The sequence below is a fragment of the Gammaproteobacteria bacterium genome, from assembly GCA_030949385.1.
Taxonomy (GTDB): Bacteria; Pseudomonadota; Gammaproteobacteria; order JAUZRS01; family JAUZRS01; genus JAUZRS01.
In genome coordinates, this window is record JAUZSP010000003.1 from 250,260 (window position 1) to 272,303 (window position 22,044).

The following is a 22,044-nucleotide window of genomic DNA, read 5'->3' on the forward strand; positions in this document are numbered from 1 at the left end:
CGAGTAGATTATGAAAAAGCAGACGCATTTTGGTTACCAGAAGGTGGCCGCCGAAGAGAAAGCGGGCAAAGTGGCGGAGGTATTTCACTCGGTGGCGAGTAAATACGATGTCATGAACGATCTGATGTCGATGGGTGTGCATCGAGTCTGGAAACGTTTTGCCATCGGTCAATCGGGGGTCAGAGCGGGGCATCGGGTGTTGGATTTGGCTGGTGGTACCGGTGATTTGGCGGCTAAGTTGGCGGATCGAGTTGGCCCGAGTGGCGAGGTGATTTTGTCGGATATCAACGCCTCGATGCTGCTGGAGGGGCGAGATCGTCTGATTGAAGCGGGCAAGATCAACAATACGCGGGTGGTGCAAGCCAATGCGGAATGTTTGCCTTTTCCAGACAACTATTTCAACTGCATCACCATCGCTTTTGGTTTGCGTAACGTCACGGACAAAGACAAAGCGTTGCGTTCCATGTTGCGGGTTTTGAAACCTGGTGGGCGTCTGCTGGTGCTGGAGTTTTCTAAACCGACGGCTCCGGCTCTTGCGCCTATCTATGATTTTTACTCTTTTAAACTGCTGCCGTTGATGGGTAAAGTGGTGGCCAATGACGCAGAAAGTTACCGTTATTTGGCTGAATCCATTCGTATGCACCCTGATCAAGACACATTAAAAGGCATGATGGCCAGTGCTGGTTTTGAACGCTGTGAATACTTTAACCTTAGCGGTGGCATTGTGGCGCTGCATCGAGGTTATAAGTTTTGATCCTGCCGGATCCGTTGATTGATCTAATTGAAACTGCGTTTAATGCTCTGTTGGAGTTGGATGAAGGGGTGGCTCCTCGTCTGCGGGCGATGCAAGGCAAGGTTATTACGGTGCAGATCGACGGTCTTGATCTGCGTCTGCATTTTGCCCCTCAGGCTTCGGGTATGCAGTTGTTGAAATCCTTTCAAGGGTTGTCTGATACCTTGATTTCAGGTACGCCTTTCTCTTTGTTGTCGTTAAAAAGCCAGCCGGGTCGCGCTCTGTTTCGTGGTGAGGTTTCTATTCAGGGTGATGTGACGTTGGGTAAAAAATTCAATCGTCTGTTTGAGCAGTTGGATATTGATTGGCCTGAACACGTCTCGTTTTTGTTTGGTGATTTTGTTACCTATCAACTGGAGCGCGGTGTCAAACAGCTGAAAGACTGGGGCGCGCGCAGTGGTCATTCTGTGCAGCAAGACATTGCAGATTACTTGCAAGAGGAGGCGGAGGCGCTGCCTACGTCTTATTGCGTTGAAGATTTTTTAGCGCAAATCGAAGCGTTACGCAGTGATACGGATCGTCTACAGGCACGGGTCGAACGTCTGCTGAATTTGTCTGTTAAGGAGTCTATCGAGTGATCGGTCCGACACAAATTTTACGTTTGTTTCATATCAATCGAGTTTTGTTACGCCACGGCTTGGATGAGATTGTGTTTGCGACTCACCTGTTTCGTCCGGTTCGTTTTCTGTTGCTGCTCTCGCCTTGGCACTGGTTTAAAACCGAACAGCGTTCTGCGCCGCGTGGGGTTCGGATTCGAAAAGCGTTGGAAGAGCTGGGACCGATTTTTATTAAATTTGGCCAACTGCTCTCTACCCGTCGCGACGTGTTGGACGATGACATTGCCGATGAGTTGGAAAAGTTACAGGATCGGGTGCCACCATTTGATGCCCAGCAGGCGCAAGAGCTGATTGAGGCGGCGTTGGGTGAGTCGGTTGAGCAGGCTTTTTCGGAGTTTGAAAAAATTCCGCTGGCCTCGGCTTCCATTGCTCAGGTACATGCGGCAACCTTGAAAGACGGTCGTGAAGTGGTGGTTAAAGTATTGCGCCCCGATATTTTGCAGGTGATCAAACGAGATGTGGCGCTGCTCTACATTGTGGCCGGTTTGGCGGAGCGTTTTTGGTCTGAAGGGCCGCGTCTGCGCCCTCGTGAGATCGTCGCCGAATACGAAAAGACCATTTTGGATGAGCTGGATCTGGTGCGTGAAGCGGGTAACGCCAATCAGTTGCGGCAGAATTTCATCAACTCTGACATTCTCTACATTCCTGAAATCATCTGGCCGATGACGCACAAAAACGTCATGGTGATGGAGCGGATCTACGGGGTGCCGGTGAGTGATCTCAAAACTCTGCAAGCGCGTCAGATTGATTTTAAAATCTTGGCGGAACGGGGTGTGGAGACCTTTTTTACACAGGTGTTTCGGGATAATTTTTTCCATGCAGACATGCATCCAGGCAATGTGTTTGTTAATTGTGATGACCCACAAGATCCGAAATACATTGCAGTGGATTTTGGCATTGTGGGCAGTCTTTCACCGGACGATCAGCGTTATTTGGCTGAGAATTTATTGGCCTTTTTTCATCGTGATTACAAACGGGTGGCGCAGCTGCATGTGGATTCGGGTTGGGTGCCGGTGGGGACGCGGGTGGATGAGTTTGAGGCGGCGATTCGCACCGTTTGTGAGCCGATTTTTGAACGCCCCCTGAAAGAGATCTCTTTTGGGCAGTTGCTGGTGCGTCTGTTCCAGACCGCGCGCCGCTTTGATATGACCGTGCAGCCGCAGTTGGTGCTGCTGGAAAAGACCTTGCTGAACATCGAAGGTTTGGGGCGACAGCTCTACCCTGATTTGGATTTGTGGCAGACCGCCAAACCCTTTTTGGAACGCTGGATGAGCGAGCAAGTGGGGCCGAGAGCGGTATTTAACTCGATTAAGCAGGAGCTGCCCATCTGGGGTGAGGCGCTGCCAAAATTGCCGGGTTTGCTCTATGAATTATTGCAACACGCGCACGAAGATCGCCTTAAAGCCAGCTCGCAGGTGGATGAGTTGGCGCGTTTGCGCTTGGAGATGCGCCAAGCCAATCGGCGCAGCGTTTTGGCCATTATTGGGGTGGGTTTGCTTGTGAGTGCGGCGGTTATTTTTGGTCTGGACGGGTATCAGCCGTTGATGTTAGCCGGTGCGCCCTTGGTGAGCTGGGCATTGGGTTTGGCGGGTGGTGTGTTGTTGGTCTCGGCTTTGTCTGAGGTGAGAGATTAGTTATATTGGCCTGTTATAACGTTTGTTTAGCAGCCATGTAAGGTCAAATACCATGTCCAGTGTTTTATTTTCTCGTTCATTGGTTTTGCCGGTTTCAGCGCATAAAGTGGTTAAAGTTCAGGCGTTAAGCCGAGTTGTTGCGATCACAGAGCAGCAAACGGCTGTGGTGAGACTTCCTGTAGAAACAGACTTTTCTGGTGAATACATTGCACTGGAGAAGCCTGATTGTGCAGCTGGATCGGCGCGTATTTTGAGTGATCGGCTGGCAAGTATTGATAAAAAATTGGATTTTTATCTGCAACATCAAGCGCTTGAGATTAGGTCTCGTGCTTCGTTAGGTTTAAATATTGACTGCTTACTCTGATGTCGGCTGTGTGCTCTGTTTCATCTTGGCTCGATTTTTCAACAGCAACAGAAGAGTGAAAAGCAGCAGGCCTCCTTGCAGCAATAAACCTTGCATATTTGGATAGATTCCCAATAGTTCAATAGTAGGTAGATCAATAGGAGTTAGTGGTAAATTGCCACTTTTTTGCAGAGCAGAAATGCCTTTGCCGATAAAAATCGTGCTGACCATTAACATGCAGAGCGTACCTGCTCGCAGGGCGGAGAGGGAGGTGATGTTGTAACAGAGTCGCTGTAGCAGCCAGAGTATGATGGTGAAGACAATTAAAGCGCTGATAAAGCCCAGCAGGATTAGACTTTGACCCTCAAGGTTGGTTTGGTTCCAAAGGCTGGGATAGGCCAATAGCAGTTCAAAAATATCTCGGTAAGCCACCACAAAGACCAAGATAAACATGCTTGATAAGACTTTATCACTGAGTTTTTTTTCGCCATTTTTCTCCTGTGGGTGTTTCTGATGTGTTTCGTTGTTAAGGGTTAAGGCATTATAAATCAGTAAGATGGTGGCTAGAAGGGCGGTGAAGAATTCTTTGGTCTCATTACCAGAACCGAGGGAAAGGTTTAACTCTTTGGCAAAAAACCAAGTCATAATGCTGAGTATCAAAGCACTGACCAGACTGAGATAAAGCCGGTGATAAACACCAGATGTGGTGGTTTTTAACAGCAGCATGGTGACAATCAGAATAATTAACAGGGCTTCAAAGGCTTCTTCTAACAGCAGCAGTAAGGCATTTTTATAGGCCGTTGTAGCATCAATCAGAGTCGTGGAGAGTCTCTGTTCGGTTTTTTGTAATTGATTATCAAGTGTTTCAACTTGCTGTTGGAGCTGTGATAAATGTTTGCCGCTGCGAATTGATTTACGATAATAGATCATATTGACTTCAATATCGCGTAGCAGGCGTGGGTCGATGGCTCTTAAGTTGTCTTCCACTGGCTCAAAACCTTGCAGGTAAGCATCTACTGCCAGTTGGTAGGCTTCTTGTTTATCACCGTGCTGGTAGGCATGCAGGCTGTTTTGCAGTATGTGGCGTGCTTTGTTTAGCGGTGAGTCGGAGTCGCTAAAAAACAGCACTCTTGGGTTTGAGCGTAGAAAAGCCAGCAGAGAAAGGCTCTGGTCGCCGTATTTTTCTGTGACTTGATTCGGGGTCAGAGTGGCGAGAGTTTGGGGATTTGATAGCGGATGTTGTGCGCCGAGGGTTCGCCAGAGCTTCTGCCCTTGTTGATATTCTGTTTCGCTGGCTCCCATTTGCCCGACATAAAAGGCCAGACTCCAGCGTTCAAGGTTACTGAGCTGTGGATAGGCCTGCATGGCACTGTGATCAACACCCATGGTGATGGTGCTGTAGAGGCCATATAGGGTGCGTTCCAGATAACGCTCTCGGTGCAAAAAATTGATGGGAGGCGGGGAGAGTGTGGCTGCTAGAGGGCCGTTACCGTCTCCTTGTTTGCCATGACACTGGGCACATTCTTGAATGAAAATGTGCTCGGCTTGCTCCATATCCAATTGTGAGTTGGGTACGACGATGACATTAAACTGATTGATCAATTCAAAGCGCAGCTTGCCGATTAGATTGCTTATGATTGTGCTGTTTTGTTTCTCTTTGATACGTTGACGCAGGTTTAAGGCGAGAGAAACGATTTCACTTTGGCGGCGACCAACAGGGAGTAGCTCTGCCAAAACAACAACGGTATCCGAAAATTCCAACATCTCCTTGTATTCGCTACGATTTACAATTATTCCATTGTGAATCGCTTCCGGATAGTCGATAGCAACGTAATCGATCATCTGTAACAGTCGTTGTGCTTTGGGGCTAGGAGATGCAACGGCACTGATATTGACGAGTAACAGCAGTAAAAATAAAATTCTTGGTATTTTCATGATGGACAGTACGTTCATAGAGCAAGAGTAACTGGGGCTTGATAGTAGAGAGTTTATTCTTGCACAGCAAATAGGTTAAAACCAACAGGGTCTTTGTCGCAGGGCTAAAGTAGGCTTTTGTTAGGATGTCAATTGATGTACCTTTTTTAAGGTAAGTTGTTGAAGTTGTTTTATTTTTTTTATATTACCCATTCTTTTTTCAAGATAATCCAACAAGCTGAGAGCCTCTTGGTAGGCAATGACAGCGGTTTTATCGCGTTTTTGGGTGAGCTGTAGATTGGCAAATGTAATTAAATTCAGTGCCAGTCGATGTTTGTTTTTGTCGTTATCTTGTTTCTGGTGCAGGCGGCGACGGATTTGCAGAGCGATTTTGCAGTAATGTAGAGCACGGCTGGACTGTTTTTGTTGGCGATAGAGGGTGGAGATTTTTTCTAAAATTCGGCCTAAATTCAGCAATATTTCCGCTTTATCACCGTCTCTAAGGTGACGTTCTTGTTCCAGTTCTAGGGCATTTTGGTAATGGGTATGTGCCTCTTTTGGGCGATTGTGCAGGGCAGCACGTTGTCCTTGTTGGCAGAGCTGTAAAGAGTGTTGTTGAGTTTTGTGTCTGGTGTTGCTCTGTTCTGTTGCCATGATTGCCAACATAAGGTTGCAGTGAGGAGTCCAGTGTATGCCTTTTTTGCACGGAAATCTGTGCCGTTGGATCACAGTTTTGTTGCCGAACAGGCTCTTGGCAGCCGCTTTTGTTACACTGCTTCGTCATGGAAACCTCAACTTTATTAGACCGTTTAAACGACGCGCAACGGCGTGCGGTGAGTGCCGCTGCCGATCAGCATTTGCTGGTGTTGGCCGGAGCGGGCAGCGGTAAAACCCGCGTTTTGACTCATCGCATGGCGTGGTTGTGTCAACAACATCACCTTTCGCCTTACAGTTTATTGGCTGTGACCTTTACCAACAAAGCCGCAGCCGAGATGCGCTCGCGTCTCGGCGAGCTGTTGCAGATGCCCGTCAGTGGCCTCTGGGTGGGAACGTTTCACGGTTTGGCGCATCGCCTGTTGCGCCTGCATTGGCAAGAGGCGGGGCTGCCGCAGAACTTTCAGATCATCGACAGCGACGATCAACTGCGCTTGGCAAAACGCATCGTCAAAGAGCTGGGCTTGGATGACAAACGCTGGCCACCGAAACAGGCGGTCTGGTTTATCAATGCGCGCAAAGAAGAGGGGCGGCGAGCCGCGCATTTGGAGGCGCACGGCAACCCCATTGATCAAGGTTGGATTCGTATTTATCTGGCTTATGAAGCCGCTTGCCAGCGCGGTGGGCAGGTGGATTTTGCCGAACTGCTGCTGCGGGTGGTGGAGCTGCTGCGTGACAACGACAGCCTGCGTGGACATTATCAAAACCGCTTCAGTCACCTGTTGGTGGATGAATTTCAAGACAGCAACGAGCTGCAATACGCTTGGTTGCAACTGCTGACTGGGGAGCACGGTACGCTGTTTGCCGTCGGCGATGACGATCAATCCATTTACGGTTGGCGTGGCGCTAAAGTCGCCAATCTGCTCAATTTTGAGCAAGATCTTAAAGGCTCAGAGGTGATCCGACTGGAACAGAATTACCGCTCCACGGCGGTGATTCTGAAAGCGGCCAACGCCTTGATCAGCAACAACGACAACCGGCTCGGCAAAGAACTCTGGACGGCGGGAGACGAAGGCGAACCGTTGACCCTTTACACCGCTTACGATGAACGGGACGAAGCGCGTTTTGTTTGTCAGCAGGTGCAAAATTGGGTAGATAATGGCGGGCGGCGCGATGAGATGGCGGTGTTGTACCGCTCCAATGCACAATCGAGGGTCTTTGAGGAGGCGTTGATTTCGGCGGCCATCCCTTATCGTGTTTACGGCGGTCTGCGCTTTTTTGAACGCGCTGAGATCAAAGACAGCTTGGCTTATTTGCGTCTGTTGAATAACCCGCACGATGACATCTCTTTTGAACGTGCGGTAAACCATCCGCCCCGTGGCATCGGGATTCGCACCGTGGAGCAGATTCGGCTGCAGGCGCAGCAGGGGCCGGTCTCCTTGTGGGAAGCCACGGAGCAGTTGTTGGCTGCCAAGAGCTTGAGAGGTCGAGCCGCCAGTGCCTTGGCCGGTTTCCTAACGGTGATGGAGCAGATCAATACGCGCTGCAACGGCTTGGATCTGGGCGCACAGGTGGAACAGGTGGTGGAAGGCAGCGGCCTGAAAATTCACTTCGAAAAAGATCGCAGCGACAAAGGCCGCGCGCGAGTGGAGAATTTACAAGAATTAGTCGGAGCGGCAGGTTCTTTTCAGGGCGATGCCCATGCAGAGATGTCGCCACTGGATGCCTTTTTGGCACACGCCGCTTTGGAAGCCGGTGAGACTCAAGGCGGTGAGTGGGAGGATTGTCTGCAATTGATGACCCTGCATTCGGCTAAGGGGTTGGAGTTTCCGGTGGTCTTTATGGTGGGTATTGAGGAGGGTCTGTTTCCCCATCAGCGCAGCTTGGAAGAGCCAAAACAGTTGGAGGAGGAGCGCCGCCTCTGTTATGTGGGCATCACCCGCGCACGACAGCAGCTTTATCTTTGCCACGCTGAAAATCGTCGTCTTTACGGTCGTGAGTTGTATCCGCAGCCGTCGCGCTTTTTAGAGGAGCTGCCTGCCGAATGTCTGCAAGAGTTGCGACCGCGCTTGAATGTGCGTCGTCCGGTTTATCGGAGCGCGGCTTCAAGTCAAGCCGCTGCACCCACGCCCCGAGGCAGAGGCCAAGGGGTGGGTAAACGAGTACGGCACAGCAAGTTTGGTGAGGGGGTTGTCACCGACACTGAAGGACAGGGCGATCATGCGCGAGTGCAGGTTAACTTTGCCACAGCGGGCAGCAAGTGGTTGGTGTTGTCTTACGCCAAGCTGGAGTATTTGTAGATCAACTGTTATTGCTAAAAATGTGTTGTGTAGATGAAGATTCGTAGGGTGTTTGTCTTTTGAGTATGGATTCCCGTTTGCACGGGAATGACGATTTTGCTGTTGAGGAGTGAGTAATGAAACGACGTGATTTTATCGGAGTCGGTGCCGGTGCTTTGGCCGCTACGGCTTTGAGTGCTTGCGGTGAGTCACCACAGAGCAATTCTGCGACGGTTATGAAGCCCGCTGAGACGATTCACTGGAAGATGGTTACTACTTGGCCAAAGAACTTTCCGGGTCTGGGTACAGGAGCTAATTTTCTTGCCAAGCTGATCACCGATATGTCCGGTGGTCGGATCAAGGTCAAAGTGTACGGTGCCAAGGAGCTGGTGCCGCCCTTTGAGATCTTTGATTTTGTCAGCAACGGCGGGGCGCAATTGGGTCACGGTGCCTCTTATTATTGGAAGGGTAAATCGGAGGCGGCGCAGTTTTTCTCCGCCGTGCCGTTTGGTTTGACGGCGCAAGAGATGAACGCATGGCTCTATCACGGCGGTGGCATGGCGCTGTGGCAAGAGGTCTATAAACCCTTTGGTCTGGTGCCGATGGCAGCGGGCAATACGGGGGTGCAGATGGGCGGTTGGTTTAACAAAGAGATCAACAGTTTGGCGGATCTGAAGGGCTTGAAGATGCGCATCCCCGGTTTGGGTGGAGAGGTGTTGCGTCGTGCCGGTGGCACGCCCGTAGGTCTGCCAGGTGGTGAGCTGTTTACCTCTTTGGAGCGCGGTACCATTGACGCGACGGAGTGGGTCGGGCCGTACAACGATCTGGCCTTTGGGTTTTATAAGGCGGCTAAATATTACTACTCTCCCGGTTGGCATGAGCCAGGCACCACGCTGGAGTGTTTTGTGAATCAAAAGGCGCTTGAGGCTTTGCCAGAAGATCTGCAACAGATTGTCAAAAACGCCGCCCGAGTGGCGAATCAAGACATGTTGGCGGAATACAGCGCGCGCAACAACGCTGCTTTGCAGACCTTATTGAACGAGCATAATGTTCAACTGCGCCGTTTCCCGAAAGAGGTATTGAGTCAACTGCGTCAGCTTTCGGAGCAGGTGGTGGCGGAGATTGCGGATAAAGATCCGCTGTCGAAAAAGGTTTATGAAGCGTATCAAGCCTTTCGGACGCAGGCGGTGGCGTGGAGTGATTTATCGGAGCGGGCGTATTTGAATGCTCGCTCTGAGAGTTAATTTGACAATGGTTTTTCTGTGATGAGTTCCGTTGCTGAGCAGTTAAATTTTTCTGATTTGTGGTCAGAGCCGCCTTTTATCAAACAGAAAGAGACCTCTTTTGATTTCATTGATCTGTTTGCTGGTATTGGCGGTTTTCGCTTGGCGCTGCAAAAAGCCGGTGGGCGCTGTGTTTTTTCCAGTGAGTGGGACAAAGACGCTCGGAAGACCTATTTGGCTAACTTTGGGGATCTGCCGGAGGGTGATATTACCAACATAGCCGCTGAGGATATTCCTGATCATGATGTTCTGTGCGCGGGGTTTCCTTGTCAGCCCTTCAGTCTGGCGGGTGTGTCAGCGAGAAATTCACGGGATACGGCTCATGGTTTTGCCTGTGAAACTCAGGGGACACTGTTTTTTGATGTTGCTCGAATTATTGCAGAAAAACGCCCCAAAGTGGTGTTTTTAGAGAATGTAAAAAACATTATTAATCACGATAAGGGCAATACTTTTAATGTGATTAAAAAAACCATTGAGGCGTTGGGGTATTCATTTTCGTATAAAATTATTAATGCAGCGTCGTATGTTCCGCAAAAAAGGGTGCGGTGTTATATGGTCTGTTTGCGTGACAGTAGCGAGGCTTTTGGTTTTCCAGAGAATGAGGCTGAGCCATTACCACTGAAATCCATTCTTGACTCACACGTAGATGAGAAATTTACCATTTCAGATAAATTATGGGCAGGGCATCAAAGGCGTACAGCGAATAATTTAGCCAGAGGCACAGGGTTTACTGCATTTTGTGCGGATGTGGATAAACCGGCAAATACGATTGTGGCGCGTTATGGAAAAGACGGCAAAGAGTGTCTGATTCCACAAGCAGGTAAAAATCCGCGCATGTTGACTCCAAGGGAGTGCGCTAGGCTTCAGGGTTTTCCAGAAGAATACCAAATTGTCGTTGCAAAAACAGCAGCTTACCGACAGTTTGGTAATTCTGTTGCTTTGCCAGTTATTGAGTCTATCTCGCAGCGGATTAAATCCTATTTAGATCGAGTTTAAGCAAGTTATTACCGTCCTTGGTGATAAGCATAAATTGAATCTGTTTTATGTCGTGTTCGTCGTTCCTTTGCTTTGATCCGCCAAATAATCCCCCGACTTCCCGCCGCGTTTCTCCAGCAGACGAATCTGACCGATCACCATGCCACGATCCACCGCTTTGCACATATCGTAGATGGTGGCCAAGGCAACTTGCACCGCGATCAAAGCCTCCATTTCCACCCCAGTCCGCTCTAAAACCTCAGTGCGTGCCGCACAGGATAGGGTGTTGCGTTCGGTGTCGGGCAGAAAATCCACCTCAACGCGGGTCAGGCTGATGGGGTGGCAGAGGGGAATCAGCTCGGAGGTCTTTTTCGAGGCCATAATGCCTGCGATGCGTGCGATGCCCAGCACATCGCCTTTTTTATGACTGCCGGAAAGGATCAGATTTAGGGTTTCTGCTTGCATCTGAATCTCGCCACCGGCAACGGCGATGCGATGGGTGATGCTTTTTTCACCGACATTGACCATGTGAGCTTGGCCGTCGTTGTTAAAATGAGTCAGTTTTGACATGGTTTTAATTCCTTTTTAATAAAAGATCTACTCTCTGTTTTATGGTCTAATTGTCCCGTTATCAAGTCAATGTTTATGAGGCCGATTGAATATGAAGCAAATAATCAGAGTTCTGTTGTGCTCTCTTCTCACCTTACCGTTTAATAGCATGGCCTCAGAGCTGACCCATTTGGTCTTTCTCTGGTTAAAAACCCCGAATGATGCCGATGCGATCACGGCGATCCGCACTGCATCACGCTCCTTTGCTCGCATTCCCAGTGTGCAGCAGGTGAGTATCAGCCGTGCTGAGCCGAGTGAACGCGCCATTGTGGATGATTCTTTTGATCTGGCCATCTCTTTGACGTTTCAACATCGGGCGGCGCTGGATGACTATTTAAAACACCCTCTGCATACCTCGACGGTACACGATGTGATTCGGCCCTTGATTCGCAAAATTGTGGTCTACGATTTGGCAAACGTGGCCAGTGAATGATCCTCTAACACAGGGCGTTTTTGTTACACTCTCCGCCCCTCTTTCTTGACCCTTGGAGCCAGACCATGGCGCAAAACAGCCCCCTCATTTTGGTGGACGGTTCGTCCTATCTTTACCGTGCTTTTTTTGCCATGTCGCGTGCTGACTTGCGTAACGAACTGGGCGAACCCACGGGCGCGGTTTATGGTGTGCTGAACATGCTGAAAAAACTATTGGAAGAGTATCAACCGTCGCATCTGGCAGTGGTGTTTGATGCTAAGGGCAAAACCTTTCGGGACGATCTTTATGCCGAGTACAAATCTCATCGGCCCCCGATGCCAGACGAGTTACAGATGCAGATCAAACCGCTTCATCAGGCGGTGCGGGCGCTGGGGCTGCCACTGCTGATGGAGTCGGGCGTGGAGGCAGACGATGTGATCGGCACTTTGGCCAAACAGGCGGCGGCAGAAGGGATGTCGGTATTGATCTCCACTGGCGACAAAGATATGGCGCAGTTGGTGGACGACAAAATCACTCTGATCAACACCATGACCGACACGGTTTTAGACCCAGAGGGCGTGGTGGAAAAGTTCGGCGTGCGTCCAGATCAGATTATTGACTATTTAGCGTTGGTGGGTGACAGCGCCGATAACATTCCTGGGGTGCCGGGGTGTGGCCCAAAGACGGCACAGAAGTGGTTGGCGGCGTACGACAGCGTGGAAAACCTGCTGGCCAATGCGGATAAAATCAAAGGCAAAATTGGCGAACGGCTGCGCGATAATTTGGAGTTGCTTTCGTTGGCGCAGGTGTTAACGACGATCAAACTGGATTTGGAGTTGCCGCAAGCACCACAGGATTTGGCGCTGCGGGAGCCGGATCGTGAAGACTTGATGGGGCTGTATGAACGACTGCAATTTAAAACCTGGTTGGCAGAATTACAACGCGGTGCGGTTGAAGGTGAGAGTGAAACAGCGGTTTCAGTTCCAGCAGCGGAAAAATCGTACCAGATTATTTACACACAAGCCGAGTTGGATCACTGGTTGGCGCGTCTTCAGAAGGCAGAGCTGTTTGCGTTTGATACGGAGACCACCAGTTTGGATTACATGCTGGCGGAGGTGGTGGGGGTCTCTTTTGCGGTGCAGAGCGGTGAAGCGGCTTATTTGCCCTTTGCTCACCGCTACTTGGGTGCGCCAGAGCAGCTGGATCGTGACGAGGTGTTGGCGCAGCTCAAGCCGCTGCTGGAAAATCCTGAGCTGAAAAAGGTCGGTCAAAACCTTAAATACGATCGCAGTGTTTTATTGAACCACGGCATTGAGCTGCACGGCATCGAACACGACACCATGCTGCAATCTTATGTGTTGGACTCCGTTGCCAGCCGTCACGATATGGATTCGCTGGCGAAAAAATACCTCGGCGTGGAGACCACCTCCTTTGAAAGTGTGGCAGGTAAAGGCAAAAAACAGCTCACCTTTGATCAAATTGATCTTGAGGTGGCCGGACCTTATGCGGCAGAAGATGCGGACATTACTCTTTCTCTGCATCAGACTTTGTGGCCACAACTGCAAGAATTGCCGGAGCAGAAGAAACTCTATGAAGAGATTGAACGGCCTCTGTTGAGTGTGCTTTCTCGTATTGAGCGAACCGGAGTGATGATCGACGCGGATCTGTTACGGCAACAGAGTTTGGAGCTGGAAAAACGCTTGGAAGAGCTAAAGCTGCAAGCCTATAAAGAAGCCGATCAGGAGTTTAATCTCAATTCACCGAAACAGATTCAGGCAATCTTTTTTGAGCAGTTAAAACTGCCGGTGATTCGCAAAACCCCCAAAGGTCAGCCTTCCACCGCTGAGGATGTGTTGGAGCAGTTGGCTTTGGATTATCCGTTGCCAAAATTAATCCTAGAGCACCGCTCACTGAATAAATTAAAAAGCACCTATTTGGATCGGTTGCCGGAACAGGTCAGTGAGGTGGATGGTCGCATTCACACCTCTTATCATCAGGCGGTTACAGCCACCGGCAGACTCTCTTCTTCTGATCCAAATTTACAGAACATTCCTGTGCGAACGCAGGAAGGGCGGCGCATTCGCCATGCGTTTGTGGCTGCGACAGGTTCGTCTATTTTGGCTGCCGATTATTCACAGGTGGAGTTGCGGATTATGGCGCATCTGTCGGGGGATGAGGGGTTGTTAACGGCGTTTGCGCACGGTGAGGACATTCATAAAGCGACTGCCGCTGAGGTCTTTGGCGTGGCGCGGGAGTCTGTTAGCAACGATCAGCGCCGTGCAGCCAAGGCGATCAATTTTGGTCTGATTTACGGCATGTCGGCTTTTGGTTTGGCCAAACAGTTGGGTATTCCCCGTGGTCAGGCGCAGGAATATGTGGATCTCTATTTTGCGCGTTACCCTGGGGTGAAGGCGTATATGGAGCAGATCCGCGAATTTGCCCGCGAAAACGGTTATGTGGAGACGGTCTTTGGGCGGCGGCTCTATCTGCCGGAGATCAATGCGCGTAACGGCCAACGTCGCCAGTACGCTGAACGCACGGCGATCAATGCGCCGATGCAAGGCACGGCAGCGGACATCATCAAGCGGGCGATGATTGCGGTGGACGACTGGTTACAGAACTCGGCCCTGAAAAGCAAAATGATCATGCAGGTGCATGATGAATTGGTGTTTGAGGTCTTGAATGATGAGCTTGAGGTGGTGCAGAAGAAGGTGATTGAGTTGATGGAAGCGGCAGCAGAGTTGGCGGTGCCGCTGGTGGTGGATGTGGGGGTGGGTTTGAATTGGGAAGAGGCGCATTAGTGGCGATGATTTCAGAAGAAGTATTGGCAGATATCATGTCTGTCTCTAAACGTACCGTCGAGAGCTGGAAAAAAAAGGGCAAGATTAAGCCGTTAAAAAATGGAAAATACGCTTTAAACAGTTTGTCTGAATTTCCGCAAATTCAAGCTCTTCTTCAATCAAAATGGAGTGAAGAGATAAAGATTAAGCCGATCAGAGCGTATCGTTCGATTGAGTTGTTTGCCGGAGCAGGTGGCTTGGCCATCGGTTTAGAGCGTGCTGGGTTTAACGCGGTGGCTTTCAATGAGATAGATAGAGATGCGTGTAAAACATTGCGAGAAAATCGTCCTGCTTGGAACGTAATTGAGGCTGATATTAGCCGTATTGATTTTAGCATCTACAAAGATGTGGATTTTTTATCAGGTGGTTTTCCTTGCCAAGCTTTTTCTTATGCAGGCAATAAGATGGGGTTTGAAGATGCGCGAGGGACGTTGTTTTTTGAGTTTGCCAGAGCAATCAAAGAGGTCAGGCCGAAGGTTTTTCTGGGTGAAAATGTTCGTGGTTTATTAAACCATGATGGCGGTAAAACTCTGGCAGCGATTAAAGCGGTGATTGAAGATATTGGTTACACCTTGATTGAGCCAAAGGTCTTGAAGGCCCTTTTTTATCAAGTGCCGCAAAAAAGAGAGCGGTTGTTTTTAGTCTGTATTCGCAATGATCTGTTTGAACACGCTGAATTCAGTTGGCCTGAGCCTTATTCTAAGGTGTTAACGCTCAGAGATGCGTTGAAAAAAGGCGCTCTGTACGATTCCGATTGCCCAGAATCTCAGGGGCAGGTTTACCCTAAAAGAAAAAAAGAGATATTGGATATGGTTCCGCCAGGAGGCTGCTGGGTTGATCTTCCTGATGAGGTGCAGAGAGAGTATATGCAAAAGAGCTATTTTTTAGGTGGTGGCAAAACAGGCATGGCTCGACGACTCTCCTATGACAGCCCCAGTTTGACCCTGACCTGCGCCCCCGCGCAAAAACAGACCGAGCGTTGTCACCCAGAAGAGACCCGACCCTTGACTGTGAGAGAGTATGCGCGGATTCAAACTTTTCCAGATGATTGGCGCTTTATGGGATCGGTGAGCAGCCAATACAAACAGATTGGCAATGCGGTGCCGGTTAATTTGGCTCATGCGATGGGCAGACGCATGATTGCTCTGTTGAACAGCATTGAAGATAAAATGGCATGTTCGGACAGTGCTTGTGTAAAAGCTGAACTGGAAACACAGTTGACTCTTTTTTGAGTGTTATAGGTGCTGTTTTTGCATAGAAGTTAAAATCATTTTTTTGATTTTGATTTTTATTTTGATAAGATGGGTGGTTAAGTTGTGAGTGATATAAAAATATTGATTCGAGAGTATAGGGATACAGATTATACAACATGTGAAGCTCTTGTGAGTGAGGTGTGGAGTTTGGATGTTAAATTTCAGCCACAAGAATTTTCGACTCGTGTTAAAAATATGTACACCCAAGGTTCTGTAATAGGCAGTAATTTTAGAGTAGTGCTTGAAATTAATGGTCGTGTGGTTGGTTTTCTTTTTGGTTTAAATGAACAGCAGCCCAAGCCTGATAGAGACCTGATTTTTGAATCCACAGTTTTGTGGAAAATATTAAATATAGACGGCCTTTCTGTAAGGGATAAAGAAAATTTATTTAGTGCAATTAATCAGCATGAAAAAAATAGGTTGGCCGTTATGGGGAGAGATAAAAGTGAGGTGGTCTTATGTGTTGTTTCTCCTCTTTTCCAAAAAAATGGTTATGGTAAAAAACTGATTTATGATTTTATAACTCACTGTAAAAATGATGCTGTTGAGTCTATTGTTGTGGAAGCAAATAATTTTGGCAGTGGTGATTTTTATCAAGCTATTGGTTTTCAATATCGATTTGGTTTCGATTCACCATTGCATGAATATATGGGTGAAACCAGAGCGGCTTGTATGTATGAATATCGAATTTCATAGAAATTTTTTGGAATTATTAGTGTGAAAAAAGGTAAGTTAAGTTTGATTGAGGGTGTCTGTGATTATGTTTTGGACAACTCGTTAAGAGAGTCCGGTGTTCTCAAGCGTTTGCGCTTGGAAACTGAAAAAGACGCTGCGTCAATTATGCAAATACCCCCTGAGCAAGGCCAATTTATGGCGCTGTTGGTACAGCTTATTGGGGCAAAAAGAAGCATTGAGATTGGTGTTTACACAGGTTACAGCACGTTGTGTGTCTCTCAGGCTATGCCAAGTGACAGTTATACCATCGCCTGTGATACGAGCGAAACATGGACGAATATTGCAAAAAAATATTGGCAAGAAGCTGGGGTTGATCATAAAATTGATTTGAGGTTGTCACCGGCAGCGGAAACACTAAGGTCATTGCTTGATGATGGTCAGAGCGGATCGTATGATTTTGTATTTATTGATGCAGATAAAGAGAGTTACAATGAATATTATGAGTTGTCGCTTGAACTACTGAAAAAAGGTGGGTTGATGATGATTGATAATGTGCTTCTTTTTGGGTCGGTTGTTGATGTTAATTTACCAGAGGCTTCATTGAGAGGTGTTTTTTCTGAAAACAGCGTTGAATCTGTGCGTAGATTAAATAAAAAAATAAAGAATGACGCTAGAGTCGATATAAGCATGTTGCAAATGGCTGATGGAATAAGCTTGGCAAGGAAAAGGTAAGGATCATTGCTTTACGATAATTAGCCCTTTTCTGGTGGCAGCAAAGAGTGGCCGCTGTTGGCGGAAGATGAAAAATTCATTTTGATGGTGCCCAACGGTGTTAATGCGCGTACGCAAAAATCACGGGGAGGTTCACGCAACTGGAATGATTGTCGCATTGCGCTTAAAAAAGGCGTGGCTTCACATGCGGATGATGTCGGTTTTATCAAAAAACTGTTGATTTGGAGTCAAAATCACCTGTCCATCAACGTTCAGCGAATTTACCTTAGCGGTGCTTCCAATGGTGGTTTGATGAGTTATCGTTTGGCCACAGAGCTGCCTGATGCGTTTGCCGCCGTGGCGGTGTTTATTGCCAACGGGGCAGCGCAAGGCGAGTGTCCGCAGGCGACGCAAGCGGTGAACAAAGTTAAGCGTGATTTAGTTGAGAGAGTACCACTGCTGGATCTGAATAAACGCGATGGCAGCCGAGTTATTAAACGTCTCTATCCAGCGAGCAAAGCGGGTGAGGAGGTTTGGTTTTATGAGCTTAGAGGGGCAGGTCATGTGATCCCTTCTATAGAGCATGAAGTTCCTAAATGGATACAGAGGGCACTGTTGGGAAAACAAAATAAAGACATGGAAGGAGCTGCTGAAGCATGGCGATTTTTTCAGCGCCATTGATGCTGTTGGTGTTCTAAATGCCCTAACTTTTGCCTCTCCACGGCACCAGAATTTTCTCTGCTTTGCGCATTAATAGGTCAATGCTGTAACCGATGATGCCGATTAAAATAATCCCCATCATAACCACGTCGGTCTGCTGAAATTTAGAGGCGGCAATGATCATTTTACCCGCGCCTTTTTCAGCGGCCACCAGCTCGGCGGCCACCACCGTTCCCCAGCAGATTCCCATTGCCACCCGAGCACCGGTAAAGATTTCCGGCAGGGAATTGGGGATGATCACATGCCGCAGAATTTGTACCTTTGAAGCCCCGAGTGAGTAGGCGGCGTGGATTTTGACGATGTTCACACTGGAGACTCCCGAGCGTGCCGCAAGGGTCATGATCCAGAGCGCGGCCAAAAAGAGCAGACTGATTTTGCCGCTCTCCCAAATGCCAAACCAGATAATGATCAACGGGATCAACGCCAGAGGCGGCACGGGGCGCATGAACTCCACAATGGGATCAAACCAGCCGCGAAACCAACTGTTTAGCCCCATGGCGTAACCAAGAGGAATCCCCACCAGACAGCCGAGCAGAAAACCGGCTAAAACCCGCAGAAGCGACCAGCCAAGGTGTTCAAACAGGCTGATGTTTTGATAACCCTCACTGGCGATTTCAATAAAGCGTTTAAACACCGTCTCTGGTGCTGGTAACCAGATCGGTTCCATCTGCCAGCCTTTGTCGGGGGTGAAATTTAGGCTGCCTTTGCGGGTCATGCTGACCATGCCATCGGTTACGTTGACGACCTTGCCTGGTTGAATTTTCTGGCCATCAATGTGAGTGATTCGATAGCCCTTTTCTTTGCTGCCGTGATCGTTGCGATGAGCGCGGATCAGCGTATTACGCCACGCGCTGCTGGTAGCGCTGTCGTCTTTTGCAAAGCCACTGGCGGTGTTGCTGACGTTTGGTTTTTCTGCCCGCTGAGCAAAGGGGGCGACTCGAACCGTGACCGTTGCTGTGGCCACCTGCTGCTGTGCATTGATGGCGCGGTAGCTGAAGGAGGTGTCACCGATAAAAGGAGCGGGAACGTGAAGGGGTGAGAGGCTGGAGCCGGTAAAGGCCGCCCAGATCAGAAACAGACTGCCAACGGAGAGCAGCGACGCTGCTCGGTTGGATGTGACCGCGCTCTCATCGCCAAAGGTGACGGTTTTGTTGTTGCGCTGGGTGGGGTGTGTGAGCGCGTTGCTAATGAGCTGATGGCCAAAATAGGCCAGTGTAAACAGGCTGATGTAGATCAGTAATAGGATCATGTTTTAAGCGCCTCCGGCCATTATCTCTTCTTCCATCTGCCAGATCATGCTGAGAATTTCATCGTGTTTGTTGAGGTACTCCGGCTCTTTTTTGACTTCGCGCAGGCTTTTTTCTGTGGCCATTTTGGCAAAGGGCAGTTGATACTGTTTATGAATGCGCCCAGGGCGCGGTGCCATCACCAGCAGACGTTCACCGAGCAGCAGCGCCTCTTCCACCGAATGGGTGATTAGGAGGATGGTTTTGCCGGTCTCGCGCCAGAGCTTGAGCACCAACTCCTGCATTTTTTCGCGGGTTAGGGCATCCAGAGCCCCCAACGGCTCATCCATTAGAATCACATCAGGGTCATTGGCGAGGCAGCGCGCCAACGCCACTCGTTGTTGCATCCCGCCGGAGAGTTCGTAGACCGCTTTGTCCCCAAAGCCGTGCAGGCCGACGGTCTCCAACAGCTCATCAACACGTTGTTGTGTCTGTTTGTCGTCTTTGCCTGCCATGCGTGGCCCAAAACCGATGTTTTGGCGCACGTTCATCCACTCAAACAGCGCGCCTTGTTGGAACACCATGCCGCGTTCTGCGTGCGGGCCGGTAACGGCGTGGCCATTTAGGTTCACTTCCCCTGAACTTTGGCGCAGAAAACCGGCGATGATGTTGAGTAGAGTGGTTTTACCGCAGCCGGAGGGGCCGAGGATGGAGAGCAGCTCGCCCGCTTGCAGTTGTAGATTGATGTTTTTCAACGCAGCCACGCTCTGACCGTTGGGCAGATCAAAGCGCATGGAGAGGTTGTTGATCTGAAGGCCTTGCTTGGAGGTCAAAATGGACTCCTTTACAGCTTGGCAGCCGCTTCTAGGTAGCTGGAATCAACGGCACGTTTGTAACTGTCGAGCGCCTTGGGGATGGTTTTTTGTTCGACAAAAAAATCGCCGACGGCTTTGAGAAAGGTTTGTGTGCCGCCGCCAAGCCACTTGTCGCTCAACTGCTCTTTGATGCTGGGAAAAACAAAGGTGCTGAGGGTCTGTTGGCTGGTTTTCTCATCCATGCCTGCGGCTGCGGCGATGATCGGCAACATCTCTTTTTCCCCCTCTGGGGTGACGTAGCGGGCGTTCATGTCGGCGCTGACCTTTAGAAAGCGCGCCAGCAGTTCGGGGTTCTCTTGCGCCCATTCGGCAGAGACCGTTGTGGCATCAAAGACCTGAATGCCCAGTTGTTCTTTTTCTGCGCCCGTTAACAGCACGTTGCCGTGCTCTTTCATCCGTTGCAGTGCGCCACCCCAACCGCACACCATATCGAGATTGCCGTTGGCAAAGGCGGCGGCCCCGTCGGCGGGTGACATATCGACGATGTTCAGCGTACGAGTATCAACACCAAAGTGCTGCATCTGTTTGAGGAAACCGTAATGGGCGGCGGTGCCGAAGGGAACCCCCACCTGTTTGCCTTCCAGCTCTTTGGCGTTCTCTTGGTCGATTTCCAGCGTGTCACGCACCACACAGTTTTCGTTGTCGGAATAGGAGACGGCAATGTCCACAATGTGTAGATCTTGTCCGGCAGAGGTGGCGACGACAAAAGGCGGAATGCCTTGCGAGAAGGCGATCTGCACATCACCGGAAGCCATCGCTGCTGACATTGCGGTACCGGCATCAAAGGCGACCCATTTCAGTTCAATGCCCAGCTCTTGGTCGTAAATCTTTTTTGCTTGGGCGTATTGGCTTGGGGTCGGCCATTCGAGGAAATAGCCGACGGTCAAGGTTTCAGCGGCAGCGGTGGTTGAGAGGCAAAGGCTGGCGGCCAACAGTAGGGTGGTGTTGCAGAGGCGGAGCATTTTTTTCAGGGTGAGCATGAGAGATCCTTGGCTTGGGCGTGGGGCTACTATACAGGATATTTATTGCCTCAATTTCTTCTGCAACAGCGCCAGTTGATTCTCCATGCCCCATTTTTCTACCTGATCCATATAATTTAACAGCGGTAATACCTGCTGCGTTAAGGTTTTTATGTGCGGTTGAATCGTCTCTTGTTGCCCCTGTTTTAGCAGCCATAATGCCGCTTCAAGGGGCATCGTTTCCGTGTTGATGAACGGCGCTGTTTTGATTTTTTCCGGTTCTGTTTTGATTTCTTTGATCTGCTGCTCACCCAGTTCCAATTGATTGCCGTCGTTTTTAATCGCAATGGAAAGGCGCTCTTTAGCCAGTTCTAAAATCTCTGAAAAACGTTCTACGGAGTGAATATGAGGGGCAGCTAAGCTGATGGAAATGCTAAAACGCACTTCTTTTTGCTGGTGGCGAAAGTGCGCGTTGCGGACTTTGTTTAAGATCCGTGTGGCCAGCTCTTTACCGCCAAACTCATCGCTCATGGTGGCAATTAGGCCAAAGTCATGATGGCTCAGACGTGCCACGGTGTCCTCTTTGCGCAGTTCATTAATCAAAAAATGGCCAAGCTTTTTGATCAGCTGACCACCAACGGCTTTGCCGTGCTGCTCTTCAAGGCTTTTGTAGTGATCCATGTGGACTAAAATCAGGCTCAGGTCTTTATTGTGGCGCTGGGAAAAAGCCAGATCTTTTTCGCCACGCAGAGAGAAATAGTGGCTGTTGGCCAGACCCGTTAAGGGGTCAAGTACCGCGCTCTCTTCGGCTAAGGTTGTGTCGGTGTTGCTGTCGGGATGGCCTTGTTCGAGGCTCTTTTGTACCGATTGACGCAGCAGGTTGGAGTTAAACGGCTTGCTGATGACTTCCGTTGCTCCGCTTTGCAGCAGATCTTGGCGAACGGTTTCGCTGTCGATGTGGGCGCTGACCACCAACGCAGGCAGTTGGCGCAGCTGAACATCTTGCGATGCGCGCAGCCGCTCTAGCAAGCCGTAACCATTGAGATTGGGCATTTCCAGATCGGTAACCAGCAGTTGAATGGGGTTGTCGTGCAGCATCTGCCACGCTTCTAGACCGTCTTCTGCTTGGAGTAGATCGTAGTCGTTCGTCAACATTTTGCACAGGGCAGAACGCATCATGGCGGAGTCGTCGGCAATTAACAGTTGTGGCTTGTTTTGAGGTGTTGCGGAGTGGGGCATAGAAATGAGCCTGACAGAGTGATGGGTCTCTGT

General features: G+C 49.6%; 20 protein-coding genes. 13 read left to right on the forward strand and 7 right to left on the reverse strand.

The window, feature by feature from the left end; genetic code table 11:
- Positions 1-10: 10 nt before the first annotated feature.
- From ubiE to Q9O24_04895, 4 genes are read left to right on the forward strand one after another with little or no spacing between them, the layout of a single operon-like run.
- Positions 11-754 carry a bifunctional demethylmenaquinone methyltransferase/2-methoxy-6-polyprenyl-1,4-benzoquinol methylase UbiE gene (gene ubiE, locus Q9O24_04880; protein ID MDQ7074486.1) on the forward strand — a complete coding sequence of 248 codons (744 nt, stop codon included), beginning with the start codon at positions 11-13 and terminating at the stop codon, positions 752-754.
- The gene (locus tag Q9O24_04885) at positions 751-1,371 is read left to right on the forward strand and encodes an SCP2 sterol-binding domain-containing protein (protein MDQ7074487.1); all 621 of its coding nucleotides are present in this window, start codon (positions 751-753) and stop codon (positions 1,369-1,371) included. The genes ubiE and Q9O24_04885 overlap by 4 nt, the downstream gene beginning before the upstream one ends.
- Positions 1,368-3,044, forward strand: a complete 1,677-nt coding sequence (gene ubiB / locus Q9O24_04890) for a ubiquinone biosynthesis regulatory protein kinase UbiB (GenBank protein MDQ7074488.1) — start codon at positions 1,368-1,370, stop codon at positions 3,042-3,044. The genes Q9O24_04885 and ubiB overlap by 4 nt, the downstream gene beginning before the upstream one ends.
- Positions 3,045-3,096: 52 nt before the next feature.
- On the forward strand, positions 3,097-3,408 hold the full coding sequence (locus Q9O24_04895) for a hypothetical protein (protein MDQ7074489.1): 312 nt from the start codon (positions 3,097-3,099) through the stop codon (positions 3,406-3,408).
- Here Q9O24_04895 and Q9O24_04900 read toward each other — a convergent pair.
- Positions 3,400-5,322 carry a c-type cytochrome gene (locus tag Q9O24_04900; GenBank protein MDQ7074490.1) on the reverse strand — a complete coding sequence of 641 codons (1,923 nt, stop codon included), beginning with the start codon at positions 5,320-5,322 and terminating at the stop codon, positions 3,400-3,402. The two genes, Q9O24_04895 and Q9O24_04900, sit on opposite strands and share 9 nt — an antisense overlap.
- Positions 5,323-5,442: 120 nt before the next feature.
- Positions 5,443-5,955 (reverse strand): hypothetical protein, encoded by a 513-nt coding sequence (locus Q9O24_04905; GenBank protein MDQ7074491.1) that lies wholly within the window; start codon positions 5,953-5,955, stop codon positions 5,443-5,445.
- A gap of 128 nt (positions 5,956-6,083) precedes the next feature.
- Here Q9O24_04905 and uvrD point away from each other — a divergent pair, with 128 nt between their 5' ends.
- From uvrD to Q9O24_04920, 3 genes are all read left to right on the forward strand, one after another.
- Positions 6,084-8,255 (forward strand): DNA helicase II, encoded by a 2,172-nt coding sequence (uvrD, locus tag Q9O24_04910; GenBank protein MDQ7074492.1) that lies wholly within the window; start codon positions 6,084-6,086, stop codon positions 8,253-8,255.
- A 116-nt stretch (positions 8,256-8,371) separates the two neighbouring features.
- Positions 8,372-9,478, forward strand: a complete 1,107-nt coding sequence (gene dctP, locus Q9O24_04915; GenBank protein MDQ7074493.1) for a TRAP transporter substrate-binding protein DctP — start codon at positions 8,372-8,374, stop codon at positions 9,476-9,478.
- A 21-nt stretch (positions 9,479-9,499) separates the two neighbouring features.
- Complete coding sequence (locus tag Q9O24_04920; protein MDQ7074494.1) at positions 9,500-10,513, forward strand: DNA cytosine methyltransferase; 1,014 nt, start codon at positions 9,500-9,502, stop codon at positions 10,511-10,513.
- A gap of 45 nt (positions 10,514-10,558) precedes the next feature.
- Here the strand turns inward: Q9O24_04920 and moaC are convergent, their stop codons facing one another.
- On the reverse strand, positions 10,559-11,062 hold the full coding sequence (gene moaC / locus Q9O24_04925; GenBank protein ID MDQ7074495.1) for a cyclic pyranopterin monophosphate synthase MoaC: 504 nt from the start codon (positions 11,060-11,062) through the stop codon (positions 10,559-10,561).
- Positions 11,063-11,210: 148 nt separating this feature from the next.
- Here moaC and Q9O24_04930 point away from each other — a divergent pair, with 148 nt between their 5' ends.
- The 6 genes from Q9O24_04930 (at position 11,211) to Q9O24_04955 (ending at position 17,673) form a co-directional block, all read left to right on the forward strand.
- Complete coding sequence (locus Q9O24_04930; GenBank protein MDQ7074496.1) at positions 11,211-11,534, forward strand: Dabb family protein; 324 nt, start codon at positions 11,211-11,213, stop codon at positions 11,532-11,534.
- Positions 11,535-11,599: 65 nt separating this feature from the next.
- Positions 11,600-14,314, forward strand: a complete 2,715-nt coding sequence (polA, locus tag Q9O24_04935; GenBank protein ID MDQ7074497.1) for a DNA polymerase I — start codon at positions 11,600-11,602, stop codon at positions 14,312-14,314.
- A gap of 5 nt (positions 14,315-14,319) precedes the next feature.
- Positions 14,320-15,585 (forward strand): DNA (cytosine-5-)-methyltransferase, encoded by a 1,266-nt coding sequence (gene dcm, locus Q9O24_04940; GenBank protein ID MDQ7074498.1) that lies wholly within the window; start codon positions 14,320-14,322, stop codon positions 15,583-15,585.
- Positions 15,586-15,669: 84 nt separating this feature from the next.
- A complete protein-coding gene (locus Q9O24_04945; GenBank protein ID MDQ7074499.1) occupies positions 15,670-16,302 on the forward strand; it encodes a GNAT family N-acetyltransferase in 633 nt (210 codons plus the stop codon).
- A gap of 21 nt (positions 16,303-16,323) precedes the next feature.
- Positions 16,324-17,013 (forward strand): class I SAM-dependent methyltransferase, encoded by a 690-nt coding sequence (locus Q9O24_04950; protein ID MDQ7074500.1) that lies wholly within the window; start codon positions 16,324-16,326, stop codon positions 17,011-17,013.
- Positions 17,014-17,070: 57 nt separating this feature from the next.
- The gene (locus tag Q9O24_04955) at positions 17,071-17,673 is read left to right on the forward strand and encodes a PHB depolymerase family esterase (GenBank protein MDQ7074501.1); all 603 of its coding nucleotides are present in this window, start codon (positions 17,071-17,073) and stop codon (positions 17,671-17,673) included.
- 22 nt (positions 17,674-17,695) lie between these two features.
- Here the strand turns inward: Q9O24_04955 and Q9O24_04960 are convergent, their stop codons facing one another.
- Genes Q9O24_04960 through Q9O24_04975 form a run of 4 tightly spaced genes read right to left on the reverse strand, consistent with a single transcriptional unit; the run spans position 17,696 to position 22,011 of the window.
- Positions 17,696-18,961 (reverse strand): ABC transporter permease subunit, encoded by a 1,266-nt coding sequence (locus Q9O24_04960; GenBank protein ID MDQ7074502.1) that lies wholly within the window; start codon positions 18,959-18,961, stop codon positions 17,696-17,698.
- A gap of 3 nt (positions 18,962-18,964) precedes the next feature.
- Positions 18,965-19,732, reverse strand: coding sequence for an ABC transporter ATP-binding protein (locus tag Q9O24_04965; GenBank protein MDQ7074503.1), 768 nt, complete (start codon positions 19,730-19,732; stop codon positions 18,965-18,967).
- Between the two features lie 50 nt (positions 19,733-19,782).
- On the reverse strand, positions 19,783-20,793 hold the full coding sequence (locus Q9O24_04970) for an ABC transporter substrate-binding protein (GenBank protein ID MDQ7074504.1): 1,011 nt from the start codon (positions 20,791-20,793) through the stop codon (positions 19,783-19,785).
- Positions 20,794-20,835: 42 nt separating this feature from the next.
- Entirely contained in the window at positions 20,836-22,011 is a 1,176-nt protein-coding gene (locus Q9O24_04975; protein ID MDQ7074505.1) for a diguanylate cyclase, read from the reverse strand.
- Positions 22,012-22,044 lie beyond the last annotated feature (33 nt).